Origin of the sequence: Bradyrhizobium sp. A11 (assembly GCF_042077125.1) — a bacterium.
GTDB lineage: Bacteria > Pseudomonadota > Alphaproteobacteria > Rhizobiales > Xanthobacteraceae > Bradyrhizobium > Bradyrhizobium japonicum_B.
In genome coordinates this window covers 4,597,042-4,620,080 of the sequence record NZ_CP149509.1, presented here as the reverse complement: position 1 = coordinate 4,620,080, position 23,039 = coordinate 4,597,042, and the positions used below count along the sequence as shown (strand labels likewise).

Here is a 23,039-nt window from a genome sequence, read left to right as displayed (position 1 = left end):
GGGGCGGAGCTGCCGATGTCGGACAGGATGCAATTGGTGGTGGCAACGCCATGCTTCGGCGGGCAGGTGTCGAGCATCTATGCGAGCTCGATCTTCGCGCTGCAGCGCGCCGTTCACGGCATGTCCAATCTCGAGCTCAAGGTCCTGCTGCGGGACGGCGACGCGCTGATCACCCGCGCGCGGGCCAATCTGGTCGCGATGTTCCTGGACGATCCCAACGCGACGCATTTCCTGTTCATCGACGCCGATATCGGCTTCAAGCCGGAGCAGGTGTTCCGCCTGATCGAATGCGGCGCGGACGTCGTTGCCGGCTGCTATCCGATCAAGCGGGTCAATTGGGACAAGGCCGCGCGGGCGATCCAGTCGGGCCGGACCGACGTGCCGGCGGCTTCGCTGGACTACGTGCTCGAGATCGAGGATCCCAACCGCATCGTCGTCGTCAACGGCTTCACCCGCGTGCGCTATGCCGGCACCGGCTTCCTGATGATTCGGCGCCACGCGCTGGAGGCGATGTGCCGGCACCCGGACTATGCCGGCCTGCAGTTCTTCCGCGAGCATTCGCACGACACGCTGGTCGCGAGTCAGAACCGCTTCGCGCTGTTCGAATGCATGATCGATCCGGCGACCGGCACTTATCTTTCCGAGGACTTCGCCTTCTGCAAGCGCTGGACCGATATTGGGGGCGATATCTGGGCCGACATCCAGAGCTCGCTCGATCACGTCGGGCCGTCGGTGTTTCATGGCGACATCGCCTCGCAGTTCGCACCGGCGCCCGCAACGGCGGCGGTCGATGCGGCCTGAGACTTTCGGGATGAGCACCGGCGCATCCCGCCTGTCAGGAGCGGAACGCGCATCCGACGGCGGTTCGCGGTACCGCCTGCGCGATCTCTTCACGCCCCTCGATACGCTGCTCGTCTCCGGAGGAGATCCGCGGCTGGCGCTCGACGCCGCGGACCGCCTCAACGTGTACGGCTGCGCGGCCGCGCCGGAGCCGGAGATCTGGAATTTCGCCTCCTCGACGGCGTCGACGATTTCGCAGGCTGCCTATGACCGTGTCGCGCTGGCGCGCGAAGAGCTGGTGCACAAATGCCTGTTCGACGAAGTCGAGGTCGCCTTCGACTCCCGTTGCGAGGACATGCGGACCGAGTTGCGCGGCCACCTCCAGCTTCCACCGCGCGTCGAAATCGTGTTCTCGCCCTCCGGCACGGACTCCCAGCTTCACGCCTTGTTCCTGGCGCGCGCGGCGCTCGGGGCGCCGCCGGTGACGATCGTGGTCGGCGCCGACCAGACCGGAAGCGGGACGATCCATACCGCGCGCGGGCACCATTTCAGCTCCATCACGGCAAGCGGGGTTGCGGCTCGCAAGGACGGCGCGGTGGCGGGACTCGCCGGCGCCAGTGTTGCGTTGCCGCTGCTCGAGGCCGGCCCCGCGCCTGCCATGCGCGGTGATGCCGATGCCGCGGTGCTGCGTGCGGTCGAAGCCAATATCGCGCAAGGCGCGCCCGTGCTGCTCCAGATCATGGATGCATCGAAGCTCGGCTGGCGCGCACCAAGCGCGGCCTGCCTCGATGAGATCGCGCGACGCTGGCCGCGCAAGGTCCAGATCGTCGTCGATGCCTGTCAGGCGCGGCTCGGGCGCCGCCGGCTGCGCTCCTATCTCGACCGCGGCTACATGGTGCTGATCACGGGCTCGAAATTCTACGGTGGGCCTGCCTTCAGCGGTGCGCTGCTGGTGCCCGAGAGCCTGTCGCGGACGCTCGACCGGGCCGAGGGGATCGCGCCCGGCATTTTCGACTATGCCGGTCGTTGCGATTGGCCGATGGCCTGGACGAAGCTGCGTTCGCGCTTCGAGCGCCGTCCGAATTTCGGTCAATGGCTGCGCTGGGAGGCGGCGCTCGCCGAGATCGGCGGCTATTACGCCGTGCCCGCCGCATTCCGCGCCAAGGTGTTCGCCGATCTCGCCGCCGGCATCGACAGCATGATCGCGCTGTCGCCGTCGCTTCGCTCGGTCGCAACCGCGACCGGCACGGCCGACGCGGATGACGGGGAATTTGCACAAACTACGATCTTTCCGTTCATGCTGCTGCGTGGCGGCAAGCCGGTTTCGATCGCCGAGACCAACGCCATCCATCAGGCTTTGGCGCGTGACATGAGCCAGGCGATCGGCGGCACCGCGGCGGACCGACAGGTCGCTGCGCAGCGCTGCCTGATCGGCCAGCCGGTCCGTCTGGAGCGGCAGGACGCGGCCCCGCAAGTCGTGCTGCGCCTTTGCGTCGGCGCCCGAATAGTGACCGAGGCATGGTCGCCGGATCCGGCAGAGGCGCAACGCAACGTGCAACAGGTCCTCGACCGCATCGCCCATGTGCTGGTAAAGATCGAGCTGCTGCTCGACCGTGGCGCAGTCGCCGCCGCGCCGGTAAACTCCGCGTTCGAGGTGTGAGATGCAGCATCCGCTTTCCGCGCCGATCGGCATGATTGCGGCGAACTATGCCGATCGCATCGGCTTTGCGCAGCTGACGCGCCAGGCCTTCGAAGGTGTCGACCTGCATCCGCTGCGCGACCAATTGCTGGCGCGGATCGCGGCGGGGACGGCGCTGGCGGGCGAAGGGCTGGATCTGTCGTTGATCACCCAGCTTCTCGGCGACAAGGATCAGGGGCTTGCGATCCAGTCGGAGGTGCTGGCCTTCCATCAATTGTTTCGCACGCCGAGCGCCGCTCCGAAGCCCGGCCTGCGCGTGCTCGCGCTGGCAGCCGACATCGATATGGGCGGCAACACGCCGATCGATTTTCTGCTCGAAGGGTCCGACATCGAGCTGTTGACGCTCTACGTGGTCAAGGGCGTCGGCCTGCCGGAGAATTTGCCTGAGCACGACGTCGCCATCGTGGTCGCCTCCGATTCCGAGGAATGCCGCGAGGCGCTCGCCCTGATCGGGAAGGCCGCGCCGCATTGGCCGCGGCCGCTGCTCAATCGTCCCGATCGCATCGGCAATCTCGATCGCGACAAGCTGCATCGGCTGTTGGTCGGCGTGCCGGGTCTGGACATTCCCGCGACCATCCACGCGACGCGGGCGCAATTGTCGGAGCTTTCGAGCGGGCGGATCGCCTGCCGGGACATCGCGGGTGAACTGCGCTTTCCGATGATCGCGCGGCCGCGCGGCTCGCATGCCGGCGTCGGACTCGCGAAGATCGACGATGCGGCGGCGCTCGCATCTTATCTTGCCGAGCGTAGCGAGCAGGATTTCTTCGTCGCGCGTTTCGTCGACTACGTGAATCCAGACGGGCTCTATCGCAAATACCGTCTCGCGATGGTCGACGGTAAACCTTACGCCTGCCACATGGCGATCGCCGACCGTTGGGATATCTGGTACCTCAACGCCAACATGGCCTTCAGCGAGGAGAAGCGTGCGGAGGAGGCGATCTTCATGCGCGACTTCGACCACGCCTTCGCGGCGCGCCATAGAAGCGCGCTCGACGAGATGAGCAGGCGGGTCGGCCTCGATTATTTCATCGTCGATTGCGCGGAGAACCAGGACAACGAGCTTCTGGTCTTCGAAGCCGACAACACCGCCGTCGTGCACAACATGGATTCGCCCGCCGTGTTTCCTTACAAGCCGCCGCAGATGCGCAAGATCTTTGCGGCGTTCGCGGCGATGCTGTCGCGGCATGCAAGAGCGGGCGAGGGGAGTGCAACATGAACGAGATCGTCCGCAACGCGCAGAGCTCCGTGGCGCACACCTCGCTCGATCCGCAGGACTGGAGCGCGTTTCGTGCGCTCGCCCATCGCATGCTGGACGAGACGATCGACGGCATCGCCAACATCCGGACGCGTCCGGTCTGGCAGCCGATCCCTGACGACGTCCGCGCGGCCTTCAAGGCCGACGTGCCGCGCGAGGCGAGCGACCTCGCCGAGGTCTACCGCGAATTCGCCGATCACGTCGCGCCCTATGCGACCGGCAACGTCCATCCCGGCTTCATGGGCTGGGTGCATGGTGGCGGCACCGCGGTGGGCATGCTCGCGGATATGCTCGCGGCAGGCCTCAACGCCAATCTCGGTGGCCGGGACCATATGCCGATCGAGGTCGAGCGCCAGATCGTCGATTGGATGCGCCGCCTGTTCGCCTTTCCGGATAGCGCGAGCGGTATCTTCGTCACGGGTACCTCAATGGCCAATCTGATGGCGGTGCTGGTGGCGCGCACCGCTGCGCTCGGCGCGCTGGCGCGGCAACACGGCATCGGCAATGACGGTGCGCTGCTCACCGCTTACACTTCGCAGGCCGCGCATGGCTGCGTCTCAAGGGCGATGGACATTGCCGGGCTCGGCACCGATGCGCTGCGCAAGGTCGGCGTCGATGCCGATCATCGCATCGACATTGCCGCGCTGCGCGCGCAGATCGCCGTTGATCGCGAGGTCGGCTTCAAGCCGTTCCTGGTCGTCGCCTCCGCCGGCACGGTGGACATTGGCGCGATCGACGATCTCAAGGCCGTCGCGGAGCTGTGCCGCGAGGAGGGAATCTGGTTTCACGTCGACGGTGCTTTCGGTGCGCTTGCGATCTTCTCGCCCGAGCTTGCGTCGTTGCTCGCCGGCATCGAGCTCGCCGATTCCATTGCGCTCGACTTCCACAAATGGGGACAGGTGCCGTACGATGCCGGCTTCCTGCTGGTGCGCGACGGCGAGCAGCATCGGCAGGCCTTTGCACAGCCCGCGGCCTATCTGCGCCGCGAGGCGAGGGGGCTTGCGGCGGGGGCGGTCTGGCCCTGCGATCTCGGCCCCGATCTGTCGCGCGGCTTCCGTGCGCTGAAGACGTGGTTCACACTGAAGACGTTCGGCATCGACCGGCTGGGTGCGACGATCGCGCGAAGCTGTGCGCTGGCGAAGTATCTCGAGGCGCGCGTGCTGGCCGAGCCGCGGCTGGAATTGCTGGCTCCGGTCAATCTCAACATCGTCTGTTTCCGCTACCGTGCCGACGATGCGGTCAACCGCGAGATCGTCGCCGATATCCAGGAGTCGGGAGTGGCGGCGCCGTCGAGCACGACGCTGGACGGCAGGTTTGCGATCCGTGCCGCGATCGTCAATCACCGCACCGAGGAGGCCGACATCGATGTGCTGGTCGCGGCGGTGCTGCAGTTCGGCGCACGGCGGTGCGGCGACGGCGTGATCGAGGTCGAGGCGCCGCCGCTCGCGGCGCAATAGCCTGCGCATGGTTGAAACGACAACGGCCCCGGAGATGATCCGGGGCCGTTATCGTTTGCAGAGCTGGATCGTTCGCGAGGCTTCGCCACGCGGACGTTGATGGTCAGGCGGCGGAGCTCACGTCGTCCTTGGCCGCTTCAGCCCTGGCCGCTTCAGGCTTGGGATGGGCGGCCTCGAACTGGCCCCGCAGCTTTTCTTCATAGGCGATCAGCTTGCGGGCATCCTTCAGCGCCCGGTAGAGGTCGCCGTTCAGGATGTTGTTGTTGATGGCCTCGATGATCGGCCAGGCGCTCGGGACCGCGGTGACGATGTCGCGCACCAGGTTGAAATAGGTGCCGTGCTGGGTCTGCGGATCCGGCGAGATGTACATGAGCTGCACCGCCAGGTAGACGAGCTTGGCAGGCGTGTCGGCGGTCTCCGGCGTGAGGATGTCGCGCTCGCGCAGGATCGGCACGTTGTCGCCGTCGATCAGGAGACGGGCGCGCTGGTCCGTATTGGTAATCACGCAGTTGCCGACGATGATGCGTTCGTGCGGTCTGAGCTCGACCTTGAGGGCCATTGCCTGTTCTCCATCAACGCTTTCGTAACCGAGCGTTCGTTGCGGCCTGCCAAGACGTGATTCTCGCTCGCAACTAGTTAACGAGCTGTAAATTCCCGCCATTCGTGCCAAAAAACTCAATGATTTCAACGGTACGTCCGTGTGCCGGCGTAACGCTGCGCGCGGCATCCCGGACCGAATCACGCGCGACCGGGCAAAAGCACGGGTTTCATTTCATGTTTCGTTAGAGGTCTCGGCGGCACCGTCCGCCGTCGCTGGGTCAATCGCGATCCAAGCAGACGTGTAACAGTAGCGTCGTTTACCAGAAAGGTAACAGAGTCATGTCCGGTATCGTCCTCTCCGCATCGGTTCGTCAGAACCTGCTCTCCCTCCAGTCCACCGCTGACCTCCTCGCCACCACGCAGAACCGTCTGTCGACCGGCAAGAGCGTCAACTCGGCCCTCGACAATCCCACCAACTTCTTCACCGCCCAGTCGCTCGACAACCGCGCCAGCGACATCAACAACCTGCTCGACGGCATCGCCAACGGCGTGCAGGTGCTGCAGGCCGCCAATACCGGCATCACCTCGCTGCAGAAGCTGATCGACAGCGCCAAGTCGATCGCCAACCAGGCGCTGCAGACCACGGTCGGCTACTCCACCAAGTCGAACGTCTCCGCCACGATCTCCGGTGCGACGGCGGCCGACCTGCGCGGCACGACCTCCTATGCGAGCGCGACCGCGAGCAGCAACGTCGTGTTTAGCGGCGCGGCCGGCGGCACCACCGCGGCGACCGGCACCACGACGCTCGGCGCCACCATCGGCACCTTCTCCAGCACGGGCGCAACGGCCGGCGACGGCACCACGGCGCTCGGCGGCACCATGACCCTGATCGCCACCAACGGCACGACGGCGACCGGCCTTGCCGGCAACGCCCAGCCTGCCGACGGCGACACGCTGACCGTGAACGGCAAGACCATCACGTTCCGCAGCGGCTCGGCTCCGGGCTCGACCGGCGTTCCGACCGGCTCGGGCGTCAGCGGCAACATCGTCACCGACGGCAACGGCAACTCGACGGTCTATCTCGGCACCGCCGGTACCCCGGCTGCGACCGTCAACGATCTGTTGTCCGCGATCGATCTGGCCAGCGGCGTCAAGACGGTCTCGATCACCTCGGGTGCGGCGACGATCGCCACGAGCAACGGCCAGACCGCTTCGAGCGTTGCTGCGGGCGCCGTCACGCTGAAGAGCTCGACGGGCGCGGATCTGAGCGTCACCGGCAAGGCCGACCTGCTCAAGGCGCTTGCCCTGACCACGTCGGTGGGCGGCGGCAACGCCACCGTCAACGTCAACCGCACCACCAGCTCGGCTTCGCTGGGTGCGACGATCACGGACGGTTCGACGCTGAACGTCAACGGCCACGTCATCACCTTCAAGAACGCGCCGATCCCGGGCTCGACCGGTGCGCCGAGCGTTCCGACGGGGTATGGTGCGAGCGGTAACGTCCTCACCGACGGCGCCGGCAACTCGACGGTCTACCTGCAGGGCGGCACGGTCAACGACGTCCTGAAGGCGATCGACCTCGCCACCGGCGTGCAGACCGCGACGATCGGCGCCAACGGCACCGCGACGCTTGCGACCGCCACCGGCCAGACCAACTCGTCGATCAACGCCTCCGGCCAGCTCAAGATCTCGACCGGCGTCAATGCCGACCTGTCGGTCACCGGCACGGGCAACGCGCTGAACGCGCTTGGCCTCGCCGGCAACACCGGGACTGCGACCGCCTTCACCGCGGCTCGCACCTCCGGCATCGGCGGCATGGCCGGCAAGACCTTGACCTTCACCTCCTTCAACGGCGGCACGGCGGTTGACGTCACCTTCGGCGACGGCACCAACGGCACGGTCAAGACGCTCGATCAGCTCAACACCAAGCTGCAGGCCAACAACCTGTCCGCGACGATCGACGCCAACGGCTTGCTGACGATCTCGACCACCAACGACTACGCGTCCTCGACCATCGGTTCGAGCGCCGCGGGTGGTTCGATCGGCGGCACGCTGACCTCGGCGCTGACCTTCTCGACGGCTTCCAGCCCCGTCCAGGATACGGTTGCCCAGACCTCGCGTGCGAACCTGGTCAACCAGTTCAACAACATCCTGAACCAGATCGACACCACGGCGCAGGACTCCTCGTTCAACGGCGTCAACCTGCTGAACGGCGACCAGCTCAAGCTGGTGTTCGACGAGACCGGCAAGTCGAACCTCAGCATCACCGGCGTGACCTACAACTCCAAGGGTCTGGGCCTCGCCTCGCTGACCAGCGGTGTCGACTTCATCGACAACGCTGCCACCAACAAGGTGCTGACCAACCTCAACGCGGCGTCGAGCACGCTGCGCTCGCAGGCCTCGAGCCTCGGCTCGAACCTCTCGGTGGTGCAGGTCCGTCAGGACTTCAACAAGAGCCTGATCAACGTGCTGCAGACCGGCTCGGCCAACCTGACGCTGGCTGACACCAACGTCGAGGCGGCCAACAGCCAGGCGCTGTCGACCCGTCAGTCGATCGCTGTCTCGGCGCTGTCGCTGGCCAACCAGTCGCAGCAGAGCGTGCTGCAGCTGCTCCGCTAAGTCACGGACAACATCGCAAGTAAGATCCGGCGGCGGGGCTTCGGCCCCGCCGCTTTCTTTTGGGCGGCATCAAGATGCCGTTCGGCGAAAGGGAATGCTGCATCTGGATGCCGCCAATTGCTCACTCTGAGTTATGGTTGACAAGTCGCAAACGGCTGGCGACGGTAGCAAAAAGCATCATCCTATCATGATGATATCGACGAGCGCGTTGCTGCTCCGAATCCGGATATGGTGAATCTTCGCAAGGACTGGCGCGACGCGCTTCATGCTTTGTTAGCCCACAACGTTCACCGTCCCGGCCATCGATTAATCCTAATCGAAGTTTGTTGCGTTGCGTACCAGAAGGGTAACACTCAATGTCCGGTATCGTTCTCTCTTCCTCGGTTCGTCAGAACCTGCTCTCTCTCCAGTCCACCGCTGACCTTCTCGCCACCACCCAAAGCCGTCTGTCGACCGGCAAGAGCGTCAACTCGGCCCTGGACAATCCCACCAACTTCTTCACCGCCCAGTCGCTCGACAACCGCGCCAGCGACATCAACAACCTGCTCGACGGTATCGCCAACGGCGTGCAGGTGCTGCAGGCCGCCAACACCGGCATCACCTCGCTGCAGAAGCTGATCGACAGCGCCAAGTCGATCGCCAACCAGGCGCTGCAGACCACGGTCGGCTACTCCACCAAGTCGAACGTCTCGACCACGATCTCCGGTGCGACCGCGGCGGATCTGCGCGGCACCACGTCGTTCGCCAGCGCCACCGCTTCCAGCAACGTGCTGTATAGCGGCGCTGCCGGCGGCACCACCTCGGCGACCGGCACGACCACGCTCGGCGCCACCATCGGCACCTTCTCCAGCACGGGCGCAACGGCCGGCGACGGCACCACGGCGCTCGGCGGCACCATGACCCTGATCGCCACCAACGGCACGACGGCGACCGGCCTTGCCGGCAACGCCCAGCCTGCCGACGGCGACACGCTGACCGTGAACGGCAAGACCATCACGTTCCGCAGCGGTTCGGCTCCGGGCTCGACCGGCGTTCCGACCGGCTCGGGCGTCAGCGGCAACATCGTCACCGACGGCAACGGCAACTCGACGGTCTATCTCGGCACCGCCGGTACCCCGGCTGCGACCGTCAACGATCTGTTGTCCGCGATCGATCTGGCCAGCGGCGTCAAGACGGTCTCGATCACCTCGGGTGCGGCGACGATCGCCACGAGCAACGGCCAGACCGCTTCGAGCGTTGCTGCGGGCGCCGTCACGCTGAAGAGTTCGACGGGCGCGGATCTGAGCGTCACCGGCAAGGCCGACCTGCTCAAGGCGCTTGCCCTGACCACGTCGGTGGGCGGCGGCAACGCCACCGTCAACGTCAACCGCACCACCAGCTCGGCTTCGCTGGGTGCGACGATCACGGACGGTTCGACGCTGAACGTCAACGGCCACGTCATCACCTTCAAGAACGCGCCGATCCCGGGCTCGACCGGTGCGCCGAGCGTTCCGACGGGGTATGGTGCGAGCGGTAACGTCCTCACCGACGGTGCCGGCAACTCGACGGTCTACCTGCAGGGCGGCACGGTCAACGACGTCCTGAAGGCGATCGACCTTGCCACCGGCGTGCAGACCGCGACGATCGCTGCCAACGGCACCGCGACGCTTGCGACCGCCACCGGCCAGACCAACTCGACGATCAACGCCTCGGGCCAGCTCAAGATCTCGACCGGTGTCAATGCCGACCTGTCGGTCACCGGCACGGGCAACGCGCTGAACGTCCTCGGCCTCGCCGGCAACACCGGGACCGCGACCGCCTTCACGGCGGCCCGTACCTCCGGCGTCGGCGGCCTCACCGGCAAGACCTTGACCTTCTCCTCCTTCAACGGCGGCACGGCGGTCAACGTCACCTTCGGCGACGGCACCAACGGCACGGTCAAGACGCTCGATCAGCTCAACACCAAGCTGCAGGCCAACAACCTGACGGCGACGATCGACGCCAACGGCCTGCTGACGGTCTCGACCACCAACGACTACGCGTCGTCGACCATCGGATCGACTGCCGCTGGCGGTGCGATCGGCGGCACGCTCACGACTGCTCTGACCTTCTCGACGGCTTCCAGCCCCGTCCAGGATACGGTTGCCCAAACCTCGCGTGCCAACCTGGTCAATCAGTTCAACAACATCCTCCAGCAGATCGACTCGACTGCCCAGGACTCCTCGTTCAACGGCGTCAACCTCTTGAACGGCGACCAGCTCAAGCTGGTGTTCGACGAGACTGCAAAGTCGAGCCTCAGCATCACCGGCGTGACCTACAACTCCAAGGGTCTGGGCCTCGCCTCGCTGACCAGCGGTGTCGACTTCATCGACAACGCTGCCACCAACAAGGTGCTGACCAACCTGAACGCCGCGTCGAGCACGCTGCGCTCGCAGGCCTCGAGCCTCGGCTCGAACCTGACCATCGTGCAGGTTCGTCAGGACTTCAACAAGAACCTGATCAACGTGCTGCAGACCGGCTCGTCCAACCTGACGCTGGCTGACACCAACGTCGAGGCGGCCAACAGCCAGGCGCTATCGACCCGTCAGTCGATCGCGGTCTCGGCGCTGTCGCTGGCCAACCAGTCGCAGCAGAGCGTGCTCCAGCTGCTCCGCTAATAGCGGACGACATCGCAAGTAAGATCCGGCGGCGGGGCTTCGGCCCCGCCGCTTTTCTTTGGTTACGGCTCGAGATTTGGAGAAGGCAGGCGCGCTTGAAAAAGTAACCAGCGGTTATGGTTAATGGAGCGTAAGCGCGAAGAAATACTAATGATTTCAGGCTGATTGCCGATTGCCGCCGGCGCCTTGTTCGCGCTTATGGTGAACCGGCGCTTATTCAGGCGATGCTCGTTTCACCCTTTGTTAGCCATGTCACGGCACGCTGGCCCCGTCACTCGATCCAGAAGCGATCGAACGAAGACGCGTAAGCCAGAAGGGTAAGAGTCATGTCCGGTATTGTTCTCTCTGCGTCGGTTCGCCAGAACCTGCTCTCTCTCCAGTCCACCGCCGATCTTCTCGCCACCACACAGAACCGTCTGTCGACCGGCAAGAGCGTCAACTCGGCCCTGGACAATCCCACCAACTTCTTCACGGCCCAGTCGCTCGACAATCGCGCCAGCGACATCAACAACCTGCTCGACGGCATTGCCAACGGCGTACAGGTGCTGCAGGCCGCCAATACCGGCCTGACCTCGCTGCAGAAGCTGATCGATAGCGCCAAGTCGATCGCCAACCAGGCGCTGCAGACCACGGTCGGCTATTCCACCAAGTCGAACGTTTCGACCACGATCTCCGGTGCGACCGCGGCGGATTTGCGAGGCACCACGTCGTTCGCCAGCGCCACCGCGTCCAGCAACGTTCTCTATAATGGCACCGCCGGCGGCACCACCGCGGCGAACGGCACGACCACGCTCGGCGCCACCATCGGCTCCTTTGCGAGCACGGGCGCGACGGCTGGTGACGGCACCACGGCGCTGGCCGGGACCTTCACGCTGATCGCCACCAACGGCACGACCGCGACCGGCCTTGCCGGCAACGCGCAGCCCGCTGACGGCGATACGTTGACCGTGAACGGCAAGACCATCACGTTCCGCAGTGGCTCGGCTCCGGGCTCGACCGGCGTTCCCGCCGGCTCAGGCGTCAGCGGCAACATCGTCACCGACGGCAACGGCAACTCGACGGTCTATCTCGGCACCGCCGGTACCCCGGCTGCGACCGTCAACGATCTGCTGTCCGCGATCGATCTGGCCAGCGGCGTCAAGACGGTCTCGATCACCTCGGGTGCAGCGACGATCGCCACGAGCAACGGCCAGACCGCTTCGAGCGTTGCTGCGGGCGCCGTCACGCTGAAGAGCTCGACGGGTGCGGATCTGAGCGTCACCGGCAAGGCCGACCTGCTCAAGGCGCTCGCCCTGACGACATCAACAGGTGCAGGCAATGCCACCGTCAACGTCAACCGCACCACGAGCTCGGCTTCGCTGGGTGCGACCGTCACCGACGGCTCGACGCTGAACGTCAACGGCCACATCATCACCTTCAAGAACGCGCCGATCCCGGGTTCGACCGGCGCGCCGAGCATTCCGACCGGCTATGGCGTCAGCGGCAACGTCCTCACCGACGGCAACGGCAACTCGACGGTCTATCTGCAGGCCGGTACGGTCAACGACGTGCTGAAGGCGATCGACCTTGCCACCGGCGTGCAGACCGCGACGATCGGCGCCAACGGCACCGCGACGCTGGCCACGGCGACCGGCCAGTCGAACTCGACCATCAACACCTCCGGCCAGCTCAAGATCTCGACCGGCGTGAACGCCGATCTGTCGATCACCGGCACCGGCAATGCGCTGAACGTGTTCGGTCTCGCCGGTAACACCGGCAATGCCACCGCCTTCACCGCGGCGCGCACCTCCGGCATCGGCGGCATTGCCGGCAAGACCTTGACCTTCACCTCCTTCAACGGCGGCACGGCGGTCAACGTCACCTTCGGCGACGGCACCAACGGTACGGTCAAGACGCTCGATCAGCTCAACACCAAGCTTCAGGCTAACAACCTGGCCGCGACGATCGACGCCAACGGCCTGCTGACCATCACCGCATCCAACGACTATGCGTCCTCGACGCTCGGCTCGGCGGCTGCCGGCGGTGCGATCGGCGGCACGCTCACCTCGGCCTTGACCTTCTCGACGGCCTCCACCCCCGTCCAGGATGGCGTTGCCCAGACCGCGCGTGCCAATCTGGTGTCTCAGTTCAACAACATCCTCAACCAGATCGACACCACCGCGCAGGACTCCTCGTTCAACGGTGTCAACCTGCTCAACGGCGATCAGCTCAAGCTGGTGTTCGACGAGACCGCCAAGTCGAGCCTGAACATCACGGGCGTGACCTATAATTCCAAGGGTCTCGGCCTCGCGTCGCTGACGGTCGGCGTCGACTTCATCGACAACGCCGCCGCCAACCGGGTGCTGACCAACCTGAACGCCGCCTCGAGCACGCTGCGCTCGCAGGCCTCGAGCCTCGGCTCGAACCTCTCGGTGGTGCAGATCCGTCAGGACTTCAACAAGAACCTGATCAACGTGCTGCAGACCGGCTCGTCCAACCTGACCTTGGCCGACACCAACGTCGAGGCGGCCAACAGCCAGGCGCTGTCGACCCGGCAGTCGATCGCGGTCTCGGCGCTGTCGCTGGCCAACACGTCGCAACAGAGCGTGCTCCAGCTGCTCCGCTAACAAGCGACTGAAATCACTCACTAAAACCGAGCGGCGGGGCCAGTTGCCCCGCCGCTCTTTTTTGCGTGCCAAGCCGGGCAGGGCGTTGACCGCGCATTAACCCTATCCCTTAAACCGGCGTTAACCATACTTTAAAGGACACCTCTTAAAACTGGACGAAAGCCCGCTTTGCAGACCCGAGCGGCCGATTCGTATCCGGTTCAAGAGGAAGACTCGCCAATGTCCAACATCGTTCTCTCGGCGTCAGTTCGCCAGAACCTGTTGTCGCTGCAGTCGACGGCCGACTTGCTGGCCACGACGCAGGAGCGGCTGGCGACCGGCAAGAAGGTCAACACGGCGCTCGACAATCCCACCAACTTCTTCACGGCGCAGGGGCTGGACAACCGGGCGAGCGACATCAGCAACCTCCTCGACGGCATCAACAACGGTGTCCAGGTGCTGCAGGCGGCCAATACCGGCATCACCTCGCTGCAGAAGCTGATCGACAGCGCGAAGTCGATCGCCAACCAGGCGCTGCAGACCACGGTCGGTTACTCCACCAAGTCGAACGTCTCCACCACCATTCCCGGCGCGACGCCGGCCGACCTGCGCGGCACGACCTCCTATGCGAGCGCGACCGCCAAGAGCAACGTGCTCTATACCGGCGCCGCCGGTGGCGTGACCCCGGTGACGGGAACCGCCGCGCTCGGCGCCTCGCTGGGCTCGAGCGCCGGCACCTTCACCGGCACGGCAGCGCTTGCCGCCGACGGCACGACCGCGCTGTCCGGCACTGCGACGCTGCTCGGCACCACGGCTTCCACCACGTTCGGCACGCCTCCCGCGGACGGCGACACCATCACGGTGAACGGCAAGACCATCACCTTCCGCACCGGCGTCGCGCCGGCCACGCAGCCGACCGGCTGGGGTCTCGACGCCAGCGGCCATATCGCCACCGACGGCAACGGCAATTCGATCGTCTATGAGGGAACGGCGGCTGCGCCGGGGGCGACGATCAACGACGTCCTCACCGCGATCGACCTCGCCAGCGGCGTCAAGACCGCAACCATCAGCGCGAGCGCGGCGACCATCGCCGTCAGCGGCGCGGCCGGTCCCGTCGGCACACTTCAGGTGGCGTCGTCCATCACGGCGGGCGCTGTGACCTTGAAGAGCTCGACCGGTGCTGATCTGAGCGTGACAGGCAAGGCCGATTTCCTCAAGGCGCTCGGTCTGACCTCCGCGACCGGCGCGGGCAACGCGAACGTGACCGCGAACCGCTCGACCACGGCGGGTTCGCTCGGCACGCTCGTTCAGGACGGCTCGACGCTGAACATCGACGGCCACACCATCACCTTCAAGAACGCGCAGACGCCGCAATCGGCGGCGAGCGTCGCCAACGGCTTTGGCGTCAGCGGCAACGTCGTGACCGACGGCAACGGCAACTCGACGGTCTACATCCAGAGTGCGACGCTGACCGACCTGCTCAACGCGGTCGACCTTGCGACCGGCGTCAAGACCGCGAGTATCTTCAACGGCGCGGCGACGCTCTCGACCACGTCGGGGCAGATCCCGTCGTCGGTGAACTCCAGCGGCCAGCTGGCGATCTCCACCGGCGTCAACGCCGATCTCTCGATCACCGGCACCGGCAACGCCCTCAGCGCCTTCGGCCTCAGCGGCAACACGGGAACGGCGACCGCCTTCACCGCGGCGCGCACCTCCGGCGTCGGCGGCATCAGCGGCAAGACGCTGACGTTCACCTCCTTCAACGGCGGCACGCCCGTGAACGTCACCTTCGGCGACGGCACCAACGGCACCGTCAAGACTCTGGACCAGCTCAACGCGCAGCTGCAGGCCAATCATCTGACGGCGACGATCGACGCCAACGGCGTGCTCACGGTGACCACCGTCAACGAGTACGCTTCCTCGACCCTCGGCTCGACGCTCGCCGGCGGCGCAGTCGGCGGCACGATCACCGGCGTCCTGGCCTTCACGACGGCGCAGCCGCCGATCCAGGACCCCGTGGCGCAGACCGCGCGCTCCAACCTGGTCAACCAGTTCAACAACATCCTGGCCCAGATCGACACCACCTCGCAGGACTCCTCGTTCAACGGCGTCAACCTGCTCAACGGCGACACGCTGAAGCTTGTCTTCAACGAGACCGGCAGCTCGACGCTCAGCATCAACGGCGTGGTGTTCAATGCCGCCGGCCTAGGTCTCAGCAATCTCGTCAACGGCGTCGACTTCATCGACAACGGCGCCACCAACAGGGTGCTGGCCAGCCTGAACGCCGCCTCGAGCACGCTGCGCTCGGAAGGCTCGACACTCGGCTCGAACCTGTCGATCGTGCAGGTGCGTCAGGACTTCTCCAAGAACCTGATCAACGTGCTGCAGACCGGCTCGGCCAACCTGACGCTGGCCGACACCAACGAGGAGGCGGCCAACAGCCAGGCGCTGTCGACCCGCCAGTCGATCGCGGTCTCCGCGCTGTCGCTGGCCAACCAGTCGCAGCAGAGCGTGCTGCAGCTGCTCCGCTAGTTCGACGGCGCACGCTCGTCACTCGAGATTTCGCGGCGGAGCTAACGCTCCGCCGTTCTTTTGAGGGAGATCGCTAAGGCAAGATTAGCTGAGATCGGCGCGCATCACGGCAAGCGAATTTACATCGTGCGTGCGTGGATCTAGCGTTGCGCTGAGAAGACCTCCGTGCCCCGTAATTGTCCGGAGTGCTTCCAAAGCACACACGTAAGCAAATCTTAAGCGGTGCTGCCTAGGGTTGGGAAAGAAATCCTTAAGCGCGTACAACGCGCTAGGTAACCTCCAGGGTGTGATTGATGTCGAATTCCGCTGCCTCGGCCTATGCGCGTGTTGCAACGACCACCGCATCTCCTCGGGACATCGAGGCGCAGACCCTGCTCAAGGCCGCGAACAAGCTCCAGGACGCCGTGAACAACGCCGATCCGCTCAGCGAGCAGACCATGCAGGCCCTGATGTTCAACCGCAAGCTCTGGACCATCTTCCTGAGCGAGGCGATGCGCGACAACAATCCGCAGCCGATCGACGTCCGGCAGAAGATCGCCAACATCAGTGTGTTCGTGCTGAGCCAGACCGCCGCGCTCCAGATGAGCCCGCAATTCGATCATTTCCGTCCGCTGATCGAGATCAACCGCAATATCGCTGCGGGTCTGTCTGGGCGGCCGTGACCACAACTCGTGATGGTCGACATCACGAGCATTCTTGCGTCCTCATCCAGATCGAACGTCTTGTCGCCTGTCTCTGGCTCGTCGCGCCATGCCGCGGCGACACATCGCCATCAGGGCAGGTGACGAACAAGATCCACAGTTCTGCTTCGGCAATACGAATGTCGCGCTGACCGGTGCCGGTCAGACGCGAAGCAGAACATCGTCACCGATCCCGCGATCTCGTCACGCGATGGTCAGGCGCTGACGTCCGTGCTGAGCGGACGCGCAGGCTCGGACTTCATGTCCAGCGCATGGAAGTAGGCCCGCCGGCGCAGCATCGCTTCGTCGGGGAACTGGTTGACCACCGCGTCGGTCTTGTCGTTGACGACCTGGAAGACGAAGGACGCGGCCGCCTGGTCGAACACGACCTGGCGCGAGATGTTCTCGTGGTTCGGCAGATCGTTGCGCACGGGGGCGCGCGTATCCGCCGCGGCGACCGTCTGGCTCACCGGGAGATCGGTTTGCACAGCCTCGTTCGCCGCCACGCTGGACGTCGTTACGATCTGCACGGGGGCCGGGATCCCCACCGGCCTGATGCTGAAATCTGTACTCATGGCAGCCTCCTGGTTGCCTTGATTGAGTCAAATCCCAACCCCTCTAATAACGCAACCATGGAACGTCAGGACTGAAGACCCGGTAAGGAAACGTGCCTAACCGCGCGACGAAATCGCCGCGCGGTTTTTCGTAAAATTGTCGGTTGTTTTCGTGCCGCTCAGAGCGAGCGGCTGACCGCGAGCGGCGAGATGTGGCGCGGGCCCGGAGCTGCGCGCCGGCCCGCGGCCGTATAGGTGTTCGGCACGTTGCGCTTCTGGATCTCGGCATTGACGCCGCGCACGACGCTCTCGGAAACGGCGTGCGCGGTCGCGAGCACGGTGAGATTGACCTGGAGCATGGCTCGGAACGCGTCGTGATGGCGGTGCAGCGTCGAGAGCAGCTCCGGGGCGGATTTCGCGAGCTGCGCCTGGTTCGCCTTCAACTGGCTGACGGCGCCGACATAGTTTCGCGAGAGCTCCTGCTTCTTGCTCTCGAGCGTCATCGCCTCGCGAACGTTGCCGGCGCGAACGAGCTCGGTCTCGCGCTCGATCAGCCCGAGCAGGGCGCTCATCGCATCCATCAGGGCTTCGGCGAGCTTGCGCGCCTCGGCGTTGCCCGGCGCAATGTTCGGGCGTTGGGCCTGCATCGGCTGACGTGAGGCGTTGAAGTGGTTCATCTCGTTTGACCTTATGCCGTGCGGATGGTTTTCGCCTGCTGCATGATGAGGGTGCGGTAGACTTCGCTGGCGACACCGACGCCGCCGGCCTTGGCGAAGTTCTTGGAATATTGCTCGGTCAGCATCGAGCGCCACACGCCGGTGCCGGGCGTGTCGCCGAACGGGCCTTCGCCCTTCAGGCCCGAGGTCATCTGCGCGAACATGCTGTTGAGGAACATCGCCTCGAAATCGGTGGCGGTCTTCTGGGCTCTGGCCTGCTCCTTCGGCGAGACCTTTTGCAGGGCGCTGGCGAGGTCGAAATCGGGCCGCCCGTTGCGGCTCTCGACCGAGAAGGCCGAGGAGGTGGCGAGGCGGGGCGTGTTGATCGTGCTGGTCTGCATCACATCACCTCGATGTCGGCTTCGATCGCGCCGGCGGCCTTGATCGCCTGCAGGATGCTGATCATGTCGCGCGGGCCGATGCCGAGCCCGTTGAGGCCGTCGACGAGTTGCTGGAGCGAGACGCCGTCCTTGACGACGGCCAGCTTCTTGCCGTCCTCGGTGACGGTGACAGCGCTGCGCGGTGCGACCACGGTGCGGCCGCGCGAGAGCGGGTTGGGCTGGCTCACCTGCGGGCTCTCGGAGATGGTGACGGTGAGGTTGCCCTGCGCCACCGCGACGGTGGCGACGCGAACGTCGCGGCCCATCACGATGATGCCGCTGCGCTCGTCGATGATGATCTTGGCGGCCAGATCGGGATCGACCTGCAGCTGCTCGATCTCGGTGAGGAATGCGACGACGTTGCCCTTGAACTCTGGCGGGATCGAGAGCTGCACCGTCGAAGGGTCGATCGGCTCGGCGGTCTTGACGCCCAGATAGTCGTTGACGGCGGCCGCGATGCGCTTGGCGGTGGTGAAGTCGGCGTTGCGCAGCGCCAAGCGCACGTTCGGCAGGCGATTGAGCGCGAACTCGATCTCGCGCTCGATGATGGCGCCGTTGGCGATGCGTCCCACGGTCGGAACGCCGCGCACGATCTTGGCCGCCTCGCCCTCGGCCTGGAAGCCGGAGATCGCGAGCGAGCCCTGCGCCACCGCGTAGACATTACCGTCGGCACCTAGCAGGGGGGTGACGAGCAGGGTGCCGCCTTGCAGGTTCTTGGCGTCGCCGAGCGCGGAGACCGTGACGTCCATGCGCGTGCCCTGGGTGGCGAAGGCCGGCAGATTGCCTGTCACCATCACGGCGGCGACGTTGCCGGTGCGGATGGTGGCGCCGCGAATGTTGACGCCCATGCGCTCGAGCATCGCCTGCAGCGATTGCTTGGTGAAGGGGATGTTGTTGAGCGTGTCGCCGGTGCCGTTGAGGCCGACGACGAGGCCATAGCCGATCAGCTGGTTCTGCCGCACGCCTTCGATGTTGGCGAGATCCTTGATGCGCGAGGTCGCAGCCGCCGGCGCGACCGACAGCGCCAGCGCCGCCAGCGCCGCGCAGGCCACCCCGACGATCCTTACCCAACGAACGCCTGGCATCCTCTGCTCCCCAAGGCTCCCAAACGGCCTCTCAAATCGGAAAGACCTGCACGACACTCCCATGACGAGCTGGTCCGGCGCTGTCCTTGCGAGGGCTGTGCCAACCCGGGCAGCAAGGTTAGGTGGCTGAATAGGTTGAATAAATCTGTTTCGACCGGTGTCAGCCGGCGTTGTCCCTGAGGAGCGAAACTGCCGCCCGTCGGCAGATTTTGCCGGGCTGTTTACGCGCCGTTAACCATAAGACGGCGAAGGTGACGGCATCGATCACCCGGATTCCCTCCGATGCGCATCTACGGACCGAATGGCACCACGCTTGGAACGCCGGCGAGCCAGGCCAGGCGGACCGGCTCCGGCACCTTCGTGCTGCCCGACACCTCGTCGGCGCAGGAGACCCGGAGCGCGGCCGCACCGAAGTCCGCCACCAACATCGATGGGCTGCTGGCCCTGCAAGGCGTTGAGGAGGATCCGGTCGAGCGTCGCAAGCGCTCGGTCGCTCGCGGCAGGACTGCGCTCGACGTGCTCGACGACCTCAAGATGGGCCTCTTGTCCGGCAATCTCGACGCCTCGACCGTGATGCGGCTGCGGGATGCCGCAGCGAACCTGAAATCGTCCTCGGGCGATGCCGGTCTCGATGCGGTGCTGGCCGAGATCGAGCTGCGCGTCGAGGTCGAACTGGCGAAGGCCGGGCAGGCGTAACACTCATCCCATCAACTACGCCGCTTCCTCCTTCTGCCGCGAGTCGTAGCGGCGCTGGGCGGCGAGAACGTCCTTCAGATTTTGCTCGGCCCAATCGCGCAGCGGATCGACCGCGCCGGCGAGCGTCAGCCCGAGCTGCGTGATCGAATACTCGACCGTCACGGGCACGGTCGCGATGGCATGGCGCCTGAGCAGGCCGTCGCGTTCGAGCGATTTGAGGACCTGGCTCAGCATCTTCTGCGAAATGCCTTCGATCGTGCGGCGCAACTGATTGAAGCGCATCGGCTGCTCGCGCAGCAGCAGGAGGATCAGCACCGCCCATTTGTCGCCGACCCGGTCGAGGATTTGGCGAGTAGGGCAGTTCGCTGCGTAGACGTCGGGTTTCATCGTCGGTCCTCGGAATCCATGTTCGTCAAATAACAGTGGGGGTTACCCTCGTGTAAGCAGGTAAGCACAAAGTGCTCTCTTAACACCAGCATTCTTTGCGATATCTAGTCTCCATTAGTTACTAACGTAGCAAAAGGAGCCTTCCATGAAAATCGCAGTCGCCGGCGCCTCGGGCCGGGCCGGGTCGGAGATCACCAAGGAACTGTCCCGCCGCGGCCACGCGGTCACCGCCATCGCCCGGAACCCGGAGAAGATCGCGGCCCTGCCGAATGTCACGCCCACCAAGGGGGACGTGCTCGATCAGGCCGGCCTCGCCAAGCTGTGGGCTGGCCACGACGTTGCCGTGAGCTCCGTGCACTTTCTGGCCAGCGACGCGCGCAAGCTGATCGGCGCGGCGAAGGACGCCAGGGTTGGCCGCTACCTCGTGGTCGGCGGCGCCGGCAGCCTCGAGGTTGCGCCGGGCGTGAAGCTGGTCACGACTCCCAATTTTCCGGCCCAGTACAAGGCGGAAGCCGAGGCAGGCGGGGCCTTCCTCGACCTGTTGCGGCAGGAGAAGGAGCTGAACTGGACCTTCATTTCGCCGTCCGCGCTGTTCGTCGAGGGGGAGCGCACGGGCAAGTTCCGGCTCGGGACCGATCAGCTTCTCGCAGATGCGAACGGCAAGAGCTGGATCACCTTTGCCGACTACGCCATCGCGCTCGCCGACGAGATCGAGCGCCCGGCCCATCCGAGGCAGCGCTTCACAGTCGGTTACTAGGCTTTTGGCCGCCCCCGAGCCCTCCCAGGATAAACCTTCCTGTGCAAGGACTTGGGGGCGCCGGCCAGACTCTCAGGGAAATATTGTCTGTCACAGGAGGCCACTATATAAGGCCCGGTTCAACGGACCCTGTTTCCGTTGCGAGTCGTTGCTTAGACAGATAGGCCGCCCTTGGAAAAGTTGAAAAACTACCGACCGACCGAAAAAGAGCCTTTCATGAACGACCGGCAGAAGGAGTACTTCCGTTTGAAGCTCCTTGCCTGGAAGGATGAGATCCTCAAAGAGTCCAAGCTGACCCTGCAAGCTTTGCAGGAGGAGAACGTCAACCACCCCGATCTCGCCGATCGGGCATCGTCCGAAACCGACCGTGCCATCGAGCTCCGTGCCCGCGACCGCCAGCGCAAGTTGATCGCCAAGATCGACGCCGCGCTCCAGCGCATCGAGGACAACACCTACGGCTATTGTGAGGAAACCGGCGAGCCGATCTCGTTGAAGCGGCTCGAGGCCCGGCCCATCGCGACGCTGTCGGTGGAAGCGCAGGAGCGCCACGAGAAACGCGAGAAGGTCTATCGCGACGAATAGAGGCGGAGCCGCAGAGATGCGGCTCTTTTATTTCGTGGCGGACGGTGCGCGGTTTCGCGCCGCGTCCGGCGTTGTTGCCTGCCGCTTGAATGTCGCCTGCCCGGCGCGTAGATTCGCGCCGCCATGATGATTTGCACTCTCGACATCGCATCGGTCTTCTTCCTGGGTTGAGCGCAGGCGCCTCCGCCGCGGAGGCATCGCGTCCCGCAAGTGCGACTTGCGGATTCCCCACCGATCGCCCCAGCCGGTTCCGCAGCGAGCGGACGATGCGGGCTGGGCGAAATATCGAGAGATCATCATGACGGCCAATCCCCGCGCGCTCGACGACGCGCAGATCGACCAATTCATTCGCGACGGCTTCATTCGGATCGACAACGCCTTTCCGCCCGGCCTGGCCGAGGCGGCGCGTGCCATCATGTGGCGCGATCTGCCATGCAGCGAGCACGACCCCGCAAGCTGGACCCGGCCCGTGGTGCGGCTGCCCTACTATCGCGACCCACCGTTCCGGGATGCCATCAACACCGCAGTGCTGCATGCCGCGTTCGATCAGATCGTCGGACAGGGACGATGGCGGCCGCGAGGCGATATCGGCACCTTTCCGGTGCGCTTTCCCCATCCGGACGATCCGGGCGACGATGGCTGGCACGTCGATCTCAGCTTTCCCGGCGAGGGCCGCAATCCGGACGAGGCGCAGGATTTCTCGGCCTGGCGCGTCAACGTCACCTCGCGGGGCCGGGCGCTGCTGCTGCTGTTCCTGTTCTCCGATGTCGGTGACGACGATGCGCCGACGCGGATCCGGGTCGGTTCGCATCTGCCGATGGCGCGTTATCTGGCGCCCGCCGGCGATGCGGGGCGGGCCCACATGAAGCTGGAGCGGATGGGGGCCGATTGCCCGGTTGCGGTTGCGACCGGGGCGGCGGGGACGGTCTATCTCTGTCATCCCTTCCTGGTTCATGCCGCGCAGAAGAACCGGGGAACGCGACCGCGCTTCCTGGCGCAGCCGCCGCTGCATCTCGCCGAGCCCTACCGGCTGGAGCGGAAGGGGGGCGATTACTCGCCGGTCGAGGTCGCCATCCGCATCGCACTTGGACGCAATTGA

General features: G+C 65.3%; 19 protein-coding genes. 13 read left to right on the top strand and 6 right to left on the bottom strand.

Annotation, left to right across the window (positions count from 1 at the left end; genetic code table 11):
• Nucleotides 1-15: 15 nt before the first annotated feature.
• Genes WI560_RS21780 through WI560_RS21765 form a run of 4 tightly spaced genes read left to right on the top strand, consistent with a single transcriptional unit; the run spans nt 16 to nt 5,191 of the window.
• Nucleotides 16-801 (top strand): hypothetical protein, encoded by a 786-nt coding sequence (locus WI560_RS21780; RefSeq protein WP_375304796.1) that lies wholly within the window; start codon nt 16-18, stop codon nt 799-801.
• Nucleotides 791-2,440 carry a hypothetical protein gene (locus WI560_RS21775; protein ID WP_375304795.1) on the top strand — a complete coding sequence of 550 codons (1,650 nt, stop codon included), beginning with the start codon at nt 791-793 and terminating at the stop codon, nt 2,438-2,440. Before WI560_RS21780 ends, WI560_RS21775 begins: the two co-directional genes overlap by 11 nt.
• A gap of 1 nt (nt 2,441) precedes the next feature.
• Nucleotides 2,442-3,695 (top strand): RimK family alpha-L-glutamate ligase, encoded by a 1,254-nt coding sequence (locus WI560_RS21770; RefSeq protein WP_375304794.1) that lies wholly within the window; start codon nt 2,442-2,444, stop codon nt 3,693-3,695.
• Nucleotides 3,692-5,191, top strand: a complete 1,500-nt coding sequence (locus WI560_RS21765) for a pyridoxal phosphate-dependent decarboxylase family protein (RefSeq protein WP_375304793.1) — start codon at nt 3,692-3,694, stop codon at nt 5,189-5,191. Before WI560_RS21770 ends, WI560_RS21765 begins: the two co-directional genes overlap by 4 nt.
• Nucleotides 5,192-5,294: 103 nt before the next feature.
• Here the strand turns inward: WI560_RS21765 and flbT are convergent, their stop codons facing one another.
• Nucleotides 5,295-5,750, bottom strand: coding sequence for a flagellar biosynthesis repressor FlbT (gene flbT / locus WI560_RS21760; protein WP_375304792.1), 456 nt, complete (start codon nt 5,748-5,750; stop codon nt 5,295-5,297).
• A gap of 320 nt (nt 5,751-6,070) precedes the next feature.
• Here flbT and WI560_RS21755 point away from each other — a divergent pair, with 320 nt between their 5' ends.
• The 5 genes from WI560_RS21755 (at nt 6,071) to flaF (ending at nt 16,765) form a co-directional block, all read left to right on the top strand.
• Nucleotides 6,071-8,350 (top strand): DUF1522 domain-containing protein, encoded by a 2,280-nt coding sequence (locus WI560_RS21755; RefSeq protein ID WP_375304791.1) that lies wholly within the window; start codon nt 6,071-6,073, stop codon nt 8,348-8,350.
• 356 nt (nt 8,351-8,706) lie between these two features.
• Nucleotides 8,707-10,986, top strand: a complete 2,280-nt coding sequence (locus WI560_RS21750) for a DUF1522 domain-containing protein (protein WP_375304790.1) — start codon at nt 8,707-8,709, stop codon at nt 10,984-10,986.
• Nucleotides 10,987-11,312: 326 nt separating this feature from the next.
• The gene (locus WI560_RS21745) at nt 11,313-13,592 is read left to right on the top strand and encodes a DUF1522 domain-containing protein (protein ID WP_375304789.1); all 2,280 of its coding nucleotides are present in this window, start codon (nt 11,313-11,315) and stop codon (nt 13,590-13,592) included.
• Between the two features lie 219 nt (nt 13,593-13,811).
• The gene (locus WI560_RS21740; RefSeq protein WP_257196256.1) at nt 13,812-16,103 is read left to right on the top strand and encodes a DUF1522 domain-containing protein; all 2,292 of its coding nucleotides are present in this window, start codon (nt 13,812-13,814) and stop codon (nt 16,101-16,103) included.
• 293 nt (nt 16,104-16,396) lie between these two features.
• Nucleotides 16,397-16,765, top strand: a complete 369-nt coding sequence (gene flaF / locus WI560_RS21735) for a flagellar biosynthesis regulator FlaF (RefSeq protein ID WP_008554779.1) — start codon at nt 16,397-16,399, stop codon at nt 16,763-16,765.
• A 233-nt stretch (nt 16,766-16,998) separates the two neighbouring features.
• Here the strand turns inward: flaF and WI560_RS21730 are convergent, their stop codons facing one another.
• The 4 genes from WI560_RS21730 to WI560_RS21715 all read right to left on the bottom strand — a co-directional run bounded on the left by WI560_RS21730 (nt 16,999) and on the right by WI560_RS21715 (nt 19,518).
• Nucleotides 16,999-17,358 carry a hypothetical protein gene (locus WI560_RS21730; RefSeq protein WP_375304788.1) on the bottom strand — a complete coding sequence of 120 codons (360 nt, stop codon included), beginning with the start codon at nt 17,356-17,358 and terminating at the stop codon, nt 16,999-17,001.
• Nucleotides 17,359-17,516: 158 nt separating this feature from the next.
• Nucleotides 17,517-18,014 carry a hypothetical protein gene (locus WI560_RS21725; RefSeq protein WP_375304787.1) on the bottom strand — a complete coding sequence of 166 codons (498 nt, stop codon included), beginning with the start codon at nt 18,012-18,014 and terminating at the stop codon, nt 17,517-17,519.
• 11 nt (nt 18,015-18,025) lie between these two features.
• A complete protein-coding gene (flgJ, locus tag WI560_RS21720) occupies nt 18,026-18,394 on the bottom strand; it encodes a flagellar assembly peptidoglycan hydrolase FlgJ (RefSeq protein WP_375159580.1) in 369 nt (122 codons plus the stop codon).
• Entirely contained in the window at nt 18,394-19,518 is a 1,125-nt protein-coding gene (locus WI560_RS21715; RefSeq protein ID WP_375304786.1) for a flagellar basal body P-ring protein FlgI, read from the bottom strand. The genes flgJ and WI560_RS21715 overlap by 1 nt, the downstream gene beginning before the upstream one ends.
• A 282-nt stretch (nt 19,519-19,800) precedes the next feature.
• On the opposite strand from WI560_RS21715, the gene WI560_RS21710 reads away from it, so the two are divergent.
• Nucleotides 19,801-20,214 carry a flagellar assembly protein FliX gene (locus WI560_RS21710; RefSeq protein WP_375304785.1) on the top strand — a complete coding sequence of 138 codons (414 nt, stop codon included), beginning with the start codon at nt 19,801-19,803 and terminating at the stop codon, nt 20,212-20,214.
• A gap of 15 nt (nt 20,215-20,229) precedes the next feature.
• On the opposite strand, the gene WI560_RS21705 is transcribed toward WI560_RS21710, so the two are convergent.
• Nucleotides 20,230-20,601, bottom strand: coding sequence for a winged helix-turn-helix transcriptional regulator (locus WI560_RS21705; RefSeq protein WP_375304784.1), 372 nt, complete (start codon nt 20,599-20,601; stop codon nt 20,230-20,232).
• Between the two features lie 145 nt (nt 20,602-20,746).
• Here WI560_RS21705 and WI560_RS21700 point away from each other — a divergent pair, with 145 nt between their 5' ends.
• From WI560_RS21700 to WI560_RS21690, 3 genes are all read left to right on the top strand, one after another.
• Entirely contained in the window at nt 20,747-21,358 is a 612-nt protein-coding gene (locus WI560_RS21700; protein ID WP_375304783.1) for an NAD(P)-dependent oxidoreductase, read from the top strand.
• Between the two features lie 216 nt (nt 21,359-21,574).
• On the top strand, nt 21,575-21,940 hold the full coding sequence (dksA, locus tag WI560_RS21695; RefSeq protein ID WP_085966600.1) for an RNA polymerase-binding protein DksA: 366 nt from the start codon (nt 21,575-21,577) through the stop codon (nt 21,938-21,940).
• 298 nt (nt 21,941-22,238) lie between these two features.
• On the top strand, nt 22,239-23,039 hold the full coding sequence (locus tag WI560_RS21690) for a phytanoyl-CoA dioxygenase family protein (RefSeq protein ID WP_375304782.1): 801 nt from the start codon (nt 22,239-22,241) through the stop codon (nt 23,037-23,039).